Origin of the sequence: Streptomyces sp. NPDC058663 (assembly GCF_042716745.1) — a bacterium.
In the GTDB taxonomy this organism is placed as follows: domain Bacteria; phylum Actinomycetota; class Actinomycetes; order Streptomycetales; family Streptomycetaceae; genus Streptomyces.
Genome location: NZ_JBHXRV010000003.1, coordinates 221144 through 234959 on the forward strand (window position 1 = coordinate 221144; position 13816 = coordinate 234959).

Annotated in this window: 10 protein-coding genes; all 10 read left to right on the forward strand. The window is 70.6% G+C overall.

Annotated elements, in window-relative coordinates; genetic code table 11:
- Positions 1 to 86: 86 nt before the first annotated feature.
- The 10 genes from ACFWVV_RS03840 to ACFWVV_RS03885 all read left to right on the forward strand — a co-directional run bounded on the left by ACFWVV_RS03840 (position 87) and on the right by ACFWVV_RS03885 (position 13611).
- Complete coding sequence (locus ACFWVV_RS03840; RefSeq protein ID WP_384358788.1) at positions 87 to 2069, forward strand: acyl-CoA dehydrogenase family protein; 1983 nt, start codon at positions 87 to 89, stop codon at positions 2067 to 2069.
- Between the two features lie 55 nt (positions 2070 to 2124).
- Positions 2125 to 2874 carry a hypothetical protein gene (locus ACFWVV_RS03845; protein ID WP_384358786.1) on the forward strand — a complete coding sequence of 250 codons (750 nt, stop codon included), beginning with the start codon at positions 2125 to 2127 and terminating at the stop codon, positions 2872 to 2874.
- A 38-nt stretch (positions 2875 to 2912) separates the two neighbouring features.
- Positions 2913 to 3233 carry a hypothetical protein gene (locus tag ACFWVV_RS03850; RefSeq protein ID WP_384358784.1) on the forward strand — a complete coding sequence of 107 codons (321 nt, stop codon included), beginning with the start codon at positions 2913 to 2915 and terminating at the stop codon, positions 3231 to 3233.
- A 183-nt stretch (positions 3234 to 3416) separates the two neighbouring features.
- Positions 3417 to 6170 (forward strand): preprotein translocase subunit SecA, encoded by a 2754-nt coding sequence (secA, locus tag ACFWVV_RS03855; RefSeq protein WP_384358782.1) that lies wholly within the window; start codon positions 3417 to 3419, stop codon positions 6168 to 6170.
- Between the two features lie 176 nt (positions 6171 to 6346).
- Complete coding sequence (gene dxr, locus ACFWVV_RS03860) at positions 6347 to 7612, forward strand: 1-deoxy-D-xylulose-5-phosphate reductoisomerase (RefSeq protein WP_384358780.1); 1266 nt, start codon at positions 6347 to 6349, stop codon at positions 7610 to 7612.
- Positions 7609 to 8910, forward strand: coding sequence for a M50 family metallopeptidase (locus ACFWVV_RS03865; protein ID WP_384358778.1), 1302 nt, complete (start codon positions 7609 to 7611; stop codon positions 8908 to 8910). Before dxr ends, ACFWVV_RS03865 begins: the two co-directional genes overlap by 4 nt.
- Positions 8911 to 9048: 138 nt before the next feature.
- Complete coding sequence (ispG, locus tag ACFWVV_RS03870) at positions 9049 to 10206, forward strand: flavodoxin-dependent (E)-4-hydroxy-3-methylbut-2-enyl-diphosphate synthase (protein ID WP_384358776.1); 1158 nt, start codon at positions 9049 to 9051, stop codon at positions 10204 to 10206.
- Between the two features lie 167 nt (positions 10207 to 10373).
- The gene (locus ACFWVV_RS03875) at positions 10374 to 11216 is read left to right on the forward strand and encodes a GNAT family N-acetyltransferase (RefSeq protein WP_384358796.1); all 843 of its coding nucleotides are present in this window, start codon (positions 10374 to 10376) and stop codon (positions 11214 to 11216) included.
- A 57-nt stretch (positions 11217 to 11273) separates the two neighbouring features.
- The gene (locus ACFWVV_RS03880) at positions 11274 to 11843 is read left to right on the forward strand and encodes a GNAT family N-acetyltransferase (protein ID WP_384358774.1); all 570 of its coding nucleotides are present in this window, start codon (positions 11274 to 11276) and stop codon (positions 11841 to 11843) included.
- A gap of 67 nt (positions 11844 to 11910) precedes the next feature.
- Positions 11911 to 13611, forward strand: coding sequence for a proline--tRNA ligase (locus ACFWVV_RS03885; protein WP_384358772.1), 1701 nt, complete (start codon positions 11911 to 11913; stop codon positions 13609 to 13611).
- The last annotated feature ends 205 nt before the right edge of the window (positions 13612 to 13816 follow it).

The following is a 13816-nucleotide window of genomic DNA, read 5'->3' on the forward strand; positions in this document are numbered from 1 at the left end:
AGAACCGGTCGGTAGCCGTACAGGTTCAATGCGGCGGTACGGCGCCCTCCGGGTCCTTGATCCCGACTCGCGGCGAGGTGAGCCTCATGTCCGCACCACACGCATCTGCAGCCGACCACCAGCCCCCCGGCCCCCAGCCCGGCAAGCAGCCCAAAGTCACCGAGCGCGAGGCCCGCCAGGTCGCCGAGGCCGCGCGCGAGCAGGACTGGCGCAAACCCAGCTTCGCCAAGGAACTCTTCCTCGGCCGCTTCCGGCTCGACCTCATCCACCCGCACCCGCTGCCCCCCACCGAGGACAGCGAGCGCGGCGAGGCCTTCCTCGCCAAGCTGCGGGCGTTCTGCGAGAGCGAGATCGACGGCGCCCGGATCGAGCGCGAGGCCCGCATCCCGGACGAGACGATCAACGGGCTCAGGGACCTCGGCGCGCTCGGCATGAAGATCGACCGGAAGTACGGCGGCCTGGGGCTGACCCAGGTGTACTACAACAAGGCCCTCGCCCTGGTCGGCTCCGCCAGCCCCGCGATCGGCGCGCTGCTCTCCGCCCATCAGTCCATCGGCGTACCGCAGCCCCTGAAACTCTTCGGCACCCAGGAGCAGCGGGACGCCTTCCTGCCGCGCCTGGCCCGTCACGACATCTCCGCCTTCCTGCTCACCGAGCCCGACGTCGGCTCCGACCCGGCACGGCTCGCCACCACCGCCGTGCCCGACGGCGACGACGCGTACGTCCTGGACGGCGTGAAGCTGTGGACGACGAACGGTGTGGTGGCCGACCTCCTGGTCGTCATGGCCCGTGTCCCGAGGACCGACAGCGGCAAGGGCGGCATCACCGCCTTCGTCGTCGAGGCCGACTCCCCGGGCATCACCGTCGAACACCGCAACGCCTTCATGGGCCTGCGCGGCCTGGAGAACGGCGTCACCCGCTTCCACCAGGTGCGCGTCCCCGCCGCGAACCGCATCGGCCCCGAAGGGGCGGGCCTCAAGATCGCGCTCACCACGCTCAACACCGGACGCCTCTCGCTTCCCGCCATGTGCGTCGGCGCCGGCAAATGGTGCCTGAAGATCGCCCGCGAGTGGTCGGCGGTGCGCGAGCAGTGGGGCAAGCCGGTCGCCCACCACGAGGCCGTCGGCGCCAAGATCTCCTTCATCGCCGCCACCACCTTCGCGTTGGAGGCCGTGCTCGACCTGTCGTCCCAGATGGCCGACGAGGACCGCAACGACATCCGCATCGAAGCCGCGCTCGCCAAGCTGTACGGCTCGGAGATGGCCTGGCTGATGGCCGACGAACTGGTCCAGATCCGCGGCGGACGCGGCTTCGAGACCGCCGACTCCCTGGCCGCGCGCGGCGAGCGCGCCGTCCCCGCCGAGCAGATCCTGCGGGACCTGCGCATCAACCGGATCTTCGAGGGCTCGACGGAGATCATGCACCTGCTGATCGCCCGCGAGGCGGTGGACGCGCACCTGAAGGTGGCGGGCGACCTCATCGACCCGGACAAGAGCCTGTCCGACAAGGCGAAGGCCGGCGCCCAGGCCACCGGCTTCTACGCCCGCTGGCTGCCCAAACTGGTCACGGGTGCGGGTCAGCTCCCGCGCTCCTACGCGGAGTTCCACCCGCAGGGCCACGCCGACCTCTCCGGCCACCTCCGCTACGTCGAACGCACCTCCCGCAAACTGGCCCGCTCGACCTTCTACGCGATGTCCCGCTGGCAGGGCCGCATGGAGACCAAACAGGGCTTCCTCGGGCGGATCGTCGACATCGGCGCGGAACTCTTCGCGATGAGCGCCGCGTGCGTACGGGCCGAACTCCTGCGCACCACCGAGGACTACGGCCGCGAGGCCTACCAGCTCGCCGACATCTTCTGCCGCCAGTCCCGCATTCGCACCGAGGAACTCCTCGGCCGGCTGTGGACCAACACCGACGACCTCGACCACAAGGTCGTCCAGGGCGTGCTCTCCGGCACCTACACCTGGCTGGAACAGGGCGTCGTCGACCCCAGCGGCGAAGGCACGTGGATCGCCGACGCGACCCCCGGCCCCGCCAAGAACGACAACGTGCACCGCCCGGTCCGCTGACCGGCAACAACCGGAACGGGTGACACCGCCTCTTCCCGTGCCCCACGATGAGCACATGGACAAGGGGTACGGGAAGAACGCGGGAGTACGGATGCGCAGACGAGCGGCAGTGGCCGTCGGAGCGGTGTGCTGCACGGCGCTGCTGGCGGCCTGCGAGAACTCCGCGATCCCCGCCGATGCCAAGCCCGCGGCCGCCCCCCGGCCGCTCGCCCAGACCGCGCTCAACACCCTCGCCTTCACCCCCGGCGAGCGGGTCGGCCCGTACCGCACAGCCGAATTCACCGTCTCGGGCGGCCCGTTGAGCGACGACTACACGGCCGCCCCCGCCCGCTGCCAGCCGCTCGTCGGGCTGAAGTCCGTGGCGGGCGGCCCCCGCTCCCAGGTGCACCGCAGACTCGGCGACCCCGCGAAACCGCAGGGGGCCGACGTCGCCGTCCAGCTACGCTCGTACGCGGGCCCGGGCGCGGCCGTGGTGATGCGGGCGCTGCGTGCGGCGGGGGAGAAGTGCGGGGCGGGCTTCACCGAGAACCGGGGCCGGCCCGGCAAGGACGCGGTTGCCGCCAGGTACACGGCCGTCGAGAAGCTGGCCGCACCGGCCGGGATCGGTGAGGAGGCACAGGCGTTCCGGCTCGCGGTGCGCGAGGCGAGGGGCCAGGGGACCGCCTACGAGTACCTGACCGTCGTACGGGCCGGGGCGAGCATCCTCTCCTTCCGGGCCGAGACGCTGGGCGGTACCGACCTCGGCGGCGTACCGAAGGACATCGTGGACGCCCAGTGGGAAAAATGGGGGAAGGCGGGCAAATAGCGGGAATGCGGGTGGGGGTGGGTGGCAGACTCACGCCGGTGACAGGCGACGCACAGCAACCCCCGCACACTCCCGACGGCCGGTACATCGTCGTGAAGGGCCGACGCTGGCGGGCGACCGACCCCGGCATTCCGGAGGAGGCGGGCGCCCGGCTGCGCGTGCACCTCATGGCCGCCCGCCGGGCCGTCGCAGCAGCCCACCGGGCCGACGACCCCGAGGCCGAGCGCGCCGCGCGGGCCCGCGTCCAGACGGCGAAGGTCGCCCTCGGAGAGCGGGGCACCCCCTGGTGGGAGCAGAGCGAAGCCGAGTGCCGGGCACGCTGGCAGGAGGGGCTGGCGGCGCTGGACGCGGAGAGCTGAGCAACGGGCCGGCTCGTCCGGCCCGGCTGCGCCGGACCCGGCCGGACCGCTGCACGCGCAGTCACACGAGTATCCCGTAATTCCGCGCCCCCCTTTCTTCCCACCGGTCACGGCGTTCCTTGCGGCAGAGAAAATTCGCGCCGACAATGAGCGATCCGGATGTGCGGCAGGTGGGGGATCACGATGCCAGGGTTCGGTCTGGGAAACATCACCGGCAGGATAATGCGGGCGGGCGAAGGGCGGACCCTGCGCAAACTCCAGGGAATCGCCGCACAGGTCGCACTGGTCGAGGAGCATTTCCGCGATCTTTCCGATCCGGAACTACGAGAACTGACCGACGAGTTCAAGGAGCGGTACGCCGGCGGGGAATCCCTGGACGAGCTGCTGCCCGAAGCCTTCGCCGCGATGCGCGAAGCGGCCCGCCGCAGCCTCGGAATGCGCCACTTCGACGTGCAGATCATGGGCGGGGCGGCACTCCACCTCCAGTGCATCGCCGAAATGCGCACGGGCGAGGGGAAAACCCTCGTGGCCACGCTGCCGCTCTACCTCAACGCCCTGGCCGGCAAGGGCGCCCACCTCGTCACGGTCAACGACTACCTGGCCGAGCGCGACGCCGCCTGGATGGGCCGGGCGTACCGCTTCATGGGACTCACGGTCGGGGTCGTCAAGGCCGACATGAGCCATGCGGAGCGCCGTGCCGCCTACGCCTGCGACATCACGTACGGCACCAACACCGAATTCGGCTTCGACTACCTGCGCGACAACATGGCCTGGTCCCACGACGAACTCGTCCAGCGCGGGCACCATTTCGCCGTCGTCGACGAGGCGGACTCCATCCTCATCGACGAGGCCCGCACCCCTCTCATCATCTCCGGCCCCGCCGACCGGCCCACCCAGTGGTACGGCGTCTTCGTCAAGCTGGTCGCGCGCATGGGAGGCGTACTGATCCAGGAGGAGCGGTACGTCACCCAGGCCGAAAAGGACGAACTCGCCAGAATCCGGGCCGCCCACCACTACGAATACGACCCCAAGAAACGCACCGTCGCCATTCTCGACCGGGGAGTGGAATTCCTGGAGGACCAGCTCGGCATCGAGAATTTCTACGACTCCGTGCACACCCCGCTCATCGGCCACCTGAACAACGCCCTCAAAGCGAAGGAACTCTTCCGCAGGGACAAGGACTACGTCGTCCTGGACGACGAGGTCCTCATCGTCGACGAGCACACCGGACGCCTGCTCCCGGGCCGCCGCTACAACGACGGACTCCACCAGGCCATCGAGGCCAAGGAGCACGTCGAGATCCGGCACGAGAACCAGACCCTCGCCACCGTCACCCTCCAGAACTTCTTCCGCCTCTACGGCAAGGGCCTCAGCGGAATGACCGGCACCGCCATGACGGAGGCCGCCGAGTTCCACCAGATCTACGGCCTCCAGGTCGTACCCGTCCCCACCCACAAACCGATGGTCCGCCGCGACGACGCCGACCTCATCTACCGCACCGAGGACGCCAAGTACGCGGCGGTCGTCGAGGACATCGCCGCACGGCACGCCACAGGACAGCCCGTGCTGGTGGGCACCGTGTCCGTCGAGAAGTCCGAGTACCTCTCCGCGCTCCTGCGCCGCAGGGGCGTCCCGCACGAGGTCCTCAACGCCCGCAACCACCAGCGGGAGGCCCAGATCGTCGCCGGGGCGGGCCGCCGGGGCGCGGTCACCGTCGCCACCAACATGGCCGGCCGCGGCACCGACATCATGCTCGGCGGCAGCCCGGAGCCGGCGCAGGAGACCCCGCCGGAGAAGCTCAGCCTCGACAAGGTTGGGGACCCGGCCCGCACCCCGCCCCCGGCCGGCGGCGCGTCCCCCGAAGAAGCCGAGGAGCCGGCCGGCGCCCCGCCTCCCGTCGGCCCCGCCGCCCACGAAGAGGTCAAGGCACTCGGCGGCCTCTACGTGCTCGGCACCGAGCGCCACGAGTCCCGCCGCATCGACAACCAGCTCCGCGGCCGCTCCGGCCGCCAGGGCGACCCCGGCGCCTCCCGCTTCTACCTCTCCCTCGAAGACAGCCTGATGCGGCTCTTCCGCGCCCAGGCCGTCGACCGCGTCATGGGCATGGCGAACCTCCCCGACGCCGTACCCATCGAGAACAAGCTGGTCACCCGGGCCGTCGCGGCCGCCCAGTCACAGATCGAGCGGCAGAACTTCGAGTCCCGCAAGGACCTCCTGAAGTACGACGAAGTCATGGACCGGCAGCGCAGACTCATCTACGGCGAACGCCGCCGCGTCCTGGCCGGCGAGGACCTCACCGGCCAGATCGGCCACTTCATGGACGACACCGTCGACGCCTACGTCCGGGCCGAGACCGCCGAGGGCTACGCCGAGGAGTGGGACCTCGACCGGCTCTGGAGGGCGCTGCACGACCTCTACCCGGTCACCCCCGGCGCCGCAGACCTGCTGGAGGACCCCGACCTGGGGCCCGACGAGCTCGCCGCAGCACTGCGCGAGGACATCCACGCGCAGTACGCGTCGCGCGAGGCCCGGCTCGGCACCGAGGTGCTCCGCGACCTCGAACGGCGCGTGCTGCTCGCCGTACTGGACCGCAAGTGGCGTGAGCACCTCTACGAGATGGACTACCTGCGGGAGGGCATCGGCCTGCGCCACATGCTCGGCCGCGAGCCGGTCTTCGAGTACCAGCGCGAGGGCTTCGAGCTGTTCACGGCCATGATGGACGCCATCAAGGAGGAGACCGTCGGCTTCCTCTTCCACCTCCGCGTCGAGACCGACGCACCGGTGGCCGTCCTGGCCCCCCGCCAGGACGGCGACCTCAGTTTCACCGCCCCCACTATGGACACCGAGGAGGGCGTGGTGACCCGCCAGAGCTCCGAGCGCACCCACAGCGGACCGGACCGCGACGGGAACGAGCGGCCCCGGCCGCGCCCGAAGTGACCCGCAGCGACCCCGAGGCCGCGCCGGAAACGACCCCGAGGCCGCACCGGAAGCGACCCCGAGCGGCCCCGGCCGCGCCGGAAGCGACCCGCAATCCCCCCGGTGTCCGTCAAGCCGCCGACGTGAAGCGGGGGCACCCTGTCCACAGCACCCCGCGCCCGGGACACAATGGGGGAATGACCGACAGTCCTGTCCCGCTCGCCGATCCGCACCTCCGCTACGGCGCCGTCACCGAGGGGCCGCGCGACATCGTCGTCCTCGGCTCCACCGGCTCCATCGGAACCCAGGCCATCGACCTGGTCCTGCGCAACCCCGACCGCTTCCGGATCACCGCGCTCTCCGCGGCCGGATCCCAGGTCGAGCTGCTCGCCGACCAGGCGCACCAGCTGCGGGTACGCCAGGTCGCGGTCGCCCGCGAGGAAGCGGTGGGCGCGCTGCGCGAGGCGCTGACGACGCGGTACGGCAGCGAGCCGCTCCCCGAGATCCTGGCCGGACCGGACGCCGCCGCGGAACTGGCCGCCTCCGACTGCCACACCGTTCTCAACGGCATCACCGGCTCCATCGGTCTCGCCCCCACCCTCGCCGCCCTCGAAGCGGGCCGCACCCTCGCCCTCGCCAACAAGGAGTCGCTGATCGTCGGCGGCCCCCTGGTGAAGGCACTCGCCAAGCCCGGCCAGATCATCCCGGTCGACTCCGAGCACGCCGCGCTCTTCCAGGCGCTGGCCGGCGGCAGACGCAGCGAGGTGCGCAAACTGGTCGTCACCGCCTCCGGCGGACCTTTCCGCGGCCGTACGAAGGCAGAGCTGGCGGGCGTCACCCGGGAGGACGCACTCGCCCACCCCACCTGGGCGATGGGCCCGGTCATCACCGTCAACTCCGCGACCCTGGTCAACAAGGGTCTGGAAGTCATCGAGGCGCACCTCCTCTACGACATCCCCTTCGACCGCATCGAGGTCGTCGTCCACCCGCAGTCCTACGTCCACTCGATGGTGGAATTCATCGACGGCTCGACGCTCGCCCAGGCCACCCCGCCCGACATGCGCGGCCCGATCGCCCTCGGCATCGGCTGGCCCGAACGGGTCCCGGACGCCGCCCCGGCCTTCGACTGGAGCAAGGCGTCCACGTGGGAGTTCTTCCCGCTGGACACCGAGGCGTTCCCGGCCGTGGGACTCGCCCGGCACGTCGGAGAGCTCGCGGGCACGGCCCCGGCGGTGTTCAATGCCGCGAACGAGGAATGTGTGGACGCGTTCCTCGCAGGGCGGCTGCCCTTCACAGGAATCGTGGATACGGTCGCCGAAGTCGTGGCCGAGCACGGTACCCCCGGCCGGGGAACCCTCCTCACGGTCGCGGACGTCCTCGAAGCAGAAACCTGGGCGCGCACCCGCGCCCGCGAACTGGCAGCCGGCAAGGCATCGAAGGCAACAGCGGAGGCCCGCGCATGACGTCCATCCTGTTGACGGTCCTCGGGATAGTCATCTTCTTCGTCGGGCTGCTCATCTCGATCGCCTGGCACGAACTCGGCCACCTCTCCACCGCCAAGCTCTTCGGCGTGCGGGTGCCCCAGTACATGGTCGGCTTCGGCCCCACCATCTGGTCCAAACGCAAGGGCGACACCGAGTACGGCATCAAGGCCATCCCGCTCGGCGGCTACATCCGCATGATCGGCATGTTCCCGCCCGGCAAGGACGGCCGCGTCGAGGCCCGCTCCACCTCACCGTGGCGCGGCATGATCGAGGACGCCCGCTCGGCGGCGTACGAAGAGCTCCAGCCCGGCGACGAGAGCCGGCTCTTCTACACGCGCAAGCCGTGGAAGCGCGTCATCGTGATGTTCGCAGGACCGTTCATGAACCTGATCCTGGCCGTCGCGCTCTTCCTCAGCGTCTTCATGTTCGTCGGCATCAACAAGTCCACGACCACCGTCGACTCCGTCGTGCCCTGTGTGGTCTCGCAGAGCGAGAACCGCGACTGCACGGCGAAGGACAAGCCCTCCCCGGCCAAGGCCGCCGGACTCCAGAAGGGCGACCGGATCGTCGCCTTCAACGGGCAGCCGGTCGCCGACTGGGCCACCCTCTCCGACCGCATCCGCTCCACCAAGGGCGCGGCCACCCTCACCGTCGAGCGCGGCGGCGAGCAGAAGGTCCTGAACGCCACCCTCACCACCAACAAGGTCCTCAAGAAGGACGCCAACGGCGATCCGGTCAAGGACCAGTACGTCGAGGCGGGCTACCTCGGCTTCGGCCCCGGCAGTGCCACCGTCCCGCTCACCTTCACCGAGTCCCTCGACCACATGGGCATCATGCTCCAGTCCGGTGTCGACTCCCTCCTGGCGCTCCCCTCCAAGGTCCCCGACCTGTGGAACGCGGCCTTCCACGGCGAGGAGCGCAAGGCGGACTCGCCCATGGGCGTGGTCGGCGCGGCCCGCGTCGGCGGCGAGATCCTCGGCCTCGGACTGCCGATGGAGAACACCGTCGCGATGATGCTGTTCCTCGTCGCGGGCTTCAACCTCTCCCTGTTCCTGTTCAACATGCTGCCGCTGCTCCCGCTCGACGGCGGGCACATCGCGGGAGCCCTCTGGGAATCACTGCGCCGCGGCGTGGCGAAGGTGTTCCGGCGGCCCGACCCGGGACCCTTCGACGTCGCCAAGCTCATGCCGGTCGCGTACGTCGTCGCGGGACTGTTCATCTGCTTCACCGTGCTCGTGCTGATCGCGGACGTCGTCAACCCCGTCCGCATCTCCTGACGCACCAGGACATCCCGTAACGCTCCATTGAGTGGATTTGTCGACGTGGTGTACTCCGGTCTTTCGAGGTGACGTACGCTCGATGACCGGAGCCCGCCGATCTCGGGACCTAGATCCACACTTGGGGTTGCACAGCAGATGACTGCAATTTCTCTCGGAATGCCCTCCGTTCCGACGAAGCTCGCCGACCGGAGGATCAGCCGCAAGATCCAGGTCGGCACCGTTGCCGTCGGCGGGGACGCACCCGTGTCGGTGCAGTCGATGACGACCACCCGGACGTCCGACATCGGCGCCACGCTCCAGCAGATCGCCGAGCTGACCGCGTCCGGCTGCCAGATCGTCCGCGTCGCCTGCCCGACGCAGGACGACGCCGACGCCCTCGCCACCATCGCGAGGAAGTCGCAGATCCCGGTGATCGCCGACATCCACTTCCAGCCGAAGTACGTGTTCGCCGCCATCGACGCCGGCTGTGCGGCCGTCCGCGTCAACCCCGGCAACATCAAGCAGTTCGACGACAAGGTCAAGGAGATCGCGCACGCCGCGCGCGACTCAGGCACCCCGATCCGCATCGGTGTCAACGCCGGCTCGCTGGACGCCCGGCTGCTGAAGAAGTACGGCAAGGCCACCCCCGAGGCGCTCGTCGAGTCCGCCCTCTGGGAAGCCTCCCTCTTCGAGGAGCACGGCTTCGGCGACATCAAGATCTCGGTCAAGCACAACGACCCGGTCGTGATGGTCAACGCCTACCGCCAGCTCGCCGCCCAGTGCGACTACCCGCTGCACCTCGGCGTCACCGAGGCCGGCCCCGCCTTCCAGGGCACCATCAAGTCCGCCGTCGCCTTCGGCGCCCTGCTCTCCGAGGGCATCGGCGACACCATCCGCGTCTCGCTCTCGGCCCCGCCCGCCGAAGAGGTCAAGGTCGGCATCCAGATCCTGGAGTCCCTCAACCTCAAGCAGCGCCGCCTGGAGATCGTCTCCTGCCCGTCCTGCGGCCGCGCCCAGGTCGACGTGTACAAGCTCGCCGACCAGGTCAGCGCCGGTCTGGAGGGCATGGAGGTGCCGCTGCGCGTCGCCGTCATGGGCTGCGTCGTCAACGGCCCCGGTGAGGCCCGCGAGGCCGACCTCGGCGTCGCCTCCGGCAACGGCAAGGGCCAGATCTTCGTCAAGGGCGAGGTCATCAAGACCGTCCCCGAGTCGAAGATCGTCGAGACGCTCATCGAAGAGGCGATGAAGATCGCCGAGCAGATGGAGAAGGACGGCATCCCCTCCGGCGAGCCGCAGATCTCGATCGCCAAATAACCACCCCGCGCAGGGCCCGGCGGCACGCCCCCCCTGCCCGGCACACCGTCGACGAAAGCCCCGCCCTCTCCAGGGAGCGCGGGGCTTGTCGGTCCGGCTGGGTGCTTTCGAACGTGCCGGGTACAGTGCGGAGATCAGCGATCCGTACCGGTGAGGCCCTCCACGTGTTGACGACGACCACCACCCGCGTCCTCGCACCAGCCGAGCTGGACGAGGCCCTCGCCCTGCTGGAGAGCGAGCCCGTCAACAACGCCTTCGTGACCTCGCGCGTCCAGGTCGCCGGTCTCGACCCGTGGCGCCTCGGCGGCGAGATGTGGGGCTGGTACGAGAGCGGCAGGCTGCGCAGCCTCTGCTACTCCGGCGCCAACCTCGTCCCCCTCTGCGCCACCCCCGAAGCCGTCCGCGCCTTCGCCGAACGGGCCCGCCGCAGCGGCCGCCGCTGCTCCTCCATCGTCGGCCCCGCCGAGCCCACCGCCCAGCTGTGGCGTCTCCTCGAACCGAGCTGGGGCCCCGCCCGCGAGGTCCGCGCCCACCAGCCGCTGATGGTCGCCGAGCAGATGCCGGACGGCATCACCCCCGACCCGCTCGTCCGCCGCATCCGCAAGGACGAGCTGGAAGCGATCATGCCCGCGTGCGTGGCCATGTTCACCGAGGAGGTCGGCGTCTCGCCGATGGCCGGCGACGGCGGGCTCCTCTACCAGGCACGGGTGGCCGAACTGGTCGGCGCCGGCCGTTCCTTCGCCCGCATCGAGGACGGCAAGGTCGTCTTCAAGGCCGAGATCGGCGCGGCCACCTCCGCCGCCTGCCAGATCCAGGGCGTCTGGGTCGCTCCCGAACACCGCGGCAAGGGCCTCTCCGTCACCGGCATGGCCGCCGTGCTGCGCTACGCCCTCGCCGACATCGCCCCCGTCGTCAGCCTCTACGTCAACGACTACAACGCCCCGGCCAGGGCGTCGTACCGGCGCGTCGGCTTCCGCGAGGTCGGCGCCTTCATGAGCGTCCTCTTCTAGCCGCCGCACGATTTCACCGCGTGCCCCGGGCGGGGCGCGGACGGCTAGTGTTCGCCCATGACGCCCCCGACGGACGACGCCGACGACGCCGCAGTGATCGGCCCCCTCGACCTGGCCGCGCGCGTGGACGAGGCGCTCGCCGTGCAGGCCCTCGCCTTCGGCCTCGGAGCGGACGAGGTGAGCGTACGACGCCACATCGTCCTGCGGCACATGACCTCACCCGGTGCGCGCGCCCTCGGCGCCACCACCCCCGACGGGCGGCTGGCCGGATTCGTCTACGGCATGCCGAACGACCGCTCCCACTGGTGGTCCACCGTCGTCGAGCCGTACCTGCGGCCCACCGGCCGCGACACCTGGCTCGACCACTCCTTCGTGATCACCGAACTCCACGTCCACCCGGACTTCCAGGCCCGGGGGATCGGCCGCTCCCTGATCACCGCCCTCACGGACACCGCCCAGGAGCCCCGCTCGATCCTCTCCGCCATCGACATCGAAAGCCCCGCAAGAGCCCTCTACCGCTCCCTCGGCTACACCGACCTCGCCCGCCAGGTCCTGTTCCCGAGCGCCCCGCGGCCCTACGCGGTCATGGGAGCACCCCTGCCGCTGCGCCGTCCCCCCGTGCGCTAACCGATTTCCACCCGCCCCCACCCCCCGGCTAACCTCCTGACATCACCCTTGCGAGCAGGAGTTCACCATGGCCCAGGTCCAGCGCATGTCCCGTTTGATGGTCAAGACATTGCGCGACGACCCGGCGGACGCCGAGACCCTCAGCCACAAGCTGCTGGTCCGCGCCGGTTACGTACGTCGCAACGCCGCCGGCATCTGGACCTGGCTGCCGCTCGGCAAGAAGGTCCTCGACAACATCTCGCGCGTCGTGCGTGAGGAGATGGACGCCATCGGGGCGCAGGAGGTGCTGCTCCCCGCCCTCCTGCCCAAGGAGGCGTACGAGGCCTCCGGCCGCTGGGAGGAGTACGGCGACCTGCTCTTCCGCCTCAAGGACCGCAAGGGTGCCGACTACCTCCTGGGCCCCACCCACGAGGAGATCTTCACCCAGACCGTCAAGGACCAGTGCACGTCCTACAAGGACCTGCCGGTGATGCTCTACCAGATCCAGACGAAGTACCGCGACGAGGCCCGCCCCCGTTCCGGCGTGCTGCGCGGCCGCGAGTTCCAGATGAAGGACTCGTACTCCTTCGACACCACCGACGAGGGCCTCGCCGAGTCGTACCGCCTGCACCGCGAGGCGTACATCAAGATCTTCAACCGGCTCGGCCTGGACCACCGCATCGTGTCCGCCGTCTCCGGCGCCATGGGCGGCTCCGCGTCCGAGGAGTTCCTCGCCCCGGCCGCCGCCGGTGAGGACACCTTCGCCGACTGCCCGGCCTGCGACTACGCCGCGAACACCGAGGCCGTCACCTTCGAGCTGAAGGCCGTCGACGCCGCCGGGCACCCGGCCGCCGAGGACATCGACACCCCCGACACCCCCACCATCGAGACCCTCGCCGCCCAGCTCGGCGTCGACGCCTCATCGACCCTGAAGAACCTCCTGGTGAAGGTCGACGGCGAGATCGTCGCCGTCGGTGTCCCCGGCAACCGCGAGGTGGACCTCGGCAAGCTGGGCGAGCACCTCGCCCCGGCCGTCGTCGAGCTGGTCACCGCCGAGGACTTCGAGGGCCGCGACGACCTCGTACGGGGCTACGTCGGCCCGCAGGGCCTCGCCAAGGTCCGCTACATCGCCGACCCCCGCGTCGCCCCCGGCACCGCCTGGATCACCGGTGCCAACAAGCAGGACACGCACGCCAAGAACGTCGTCGCCGGCCGCGACTTCGAGGTCGACGACTACCTCGACGTGGTCGTCGTCGAAGAGGGCGACCCGTGCCCCCGCTGCGGCACCGGCCTCAAGCTGGACCGCGCCATCGAGATCGGCCACATCTTCCAGCTCGGCCGCAAGTACGCCGACACGTTCTCCCTCGACGTGCTGGGCCAGCAGGGCAAGCCGGTCCGCGTGACCATGGGCTCGTACGGCATCGGCGTCTCGCGCGCGGTGGCGGCGCTCGCCGAGCAGTCCGCCGACGACAAGGGCCTGTGCTGGCCCGCCGAGATCGCCCCGGCCGACGTGCACGTCGTCGCGGCGGGCAAGGCGCTCCAGACGGAGCTGGCCGTCGAGGTCGCCGAGAAGCTGGGCGAGGCCGGGCTGCGCGTCCTGGTCGACGAGCGTCCCGGCGTCTCGCCCGGTGTGAAGTTCACCGACTCCGAGCTGATCGGCGTCCCGAAGATCCTGGTCGCCGGGCGCCGTGCCGCCGACGGCGTCCTGGAGCTGAAGGACCGCCGTACGGGCGAACGCGAGGAACTGACGGTCGACGAGGCCATCACCCGCCTGACCACCCCCGCCTGACCCACCCTGCCCCAAGGGCCCCGTTCCCCCTCCGAGGAGAACGGGGCCCTCGCATGCCCTGCCCAGTTCGGCGGCCCAGCACCGTCGCCTTGGGCGGCGGGGCCCCCGCACCCCTATCCCCGGCCCCCCCCCCCCCGGGGGGGGGGGGGGGCCCCCCCCCCCCCCCCCCCCCCCCCCCCGGGGCGGGGCGCGCCCCCCCCCCGCC

Excerpts from the sequence above, each read along its gene's own strand:
- ACFWVV_RS03840 (WP_384358788.1), top strand. The coding sequence starts at position 87 with ATGTCCGCACCACACGCATCTGCAGCCGACCACCAGCCCCCCGGCCCC.
- dxr (WP_384358780.1), top strand. The coding sequence starts at position 6,347 with ATGACCGACAGTCCTGTCCCGCTCGCCGATCCGCACCTCCGCTACGGC.
- secA (WP_384358782.1), top strand. The coding sequence starts at position 3,417 with ATGCCAGGGTTCGGTCTGGGAAACATCACCGGCAGGATAATGCGGGCG.
- ACFWVV_RS03880 (WP_384358774.1), top strand. The coding sequence starts at position 11,274 with ATGACGCCCCCGACGGACGACGCCGACGACGCCGCAGTGATCGGCCCC.
- ACFWVV_RS03865 (WP_384358778.1), top strand. The coding sequence starts at position 7,609 with ATGACGTCCATCCTGTTGACGGTCCTCGGGATAGTCATCTTCTTCGTC.
- ACFWVV_RS03845 (WP_384358786.1), top strand. The coding sequence starts at position 2,125 with ATGGACAAGGGGTACGGGAAGAACGCGGGAGTACGGATGCGCAGACGA.
- ACFWVV_RS03885 (WP_384358772.1), top strand. The coding sequence starts at position 11,911 with ATGGCCCAGGTCCAGCGCATGTCCCGTTTGATGGTCAAGACATTGCGC.
- ispG (WP_384358776.1), top strand. The coding sequence starts at position 9,049 with ATGACTGCAATTTCTCTCGGAATGCCCTCCGTTCCGACGAAGCTCGCC.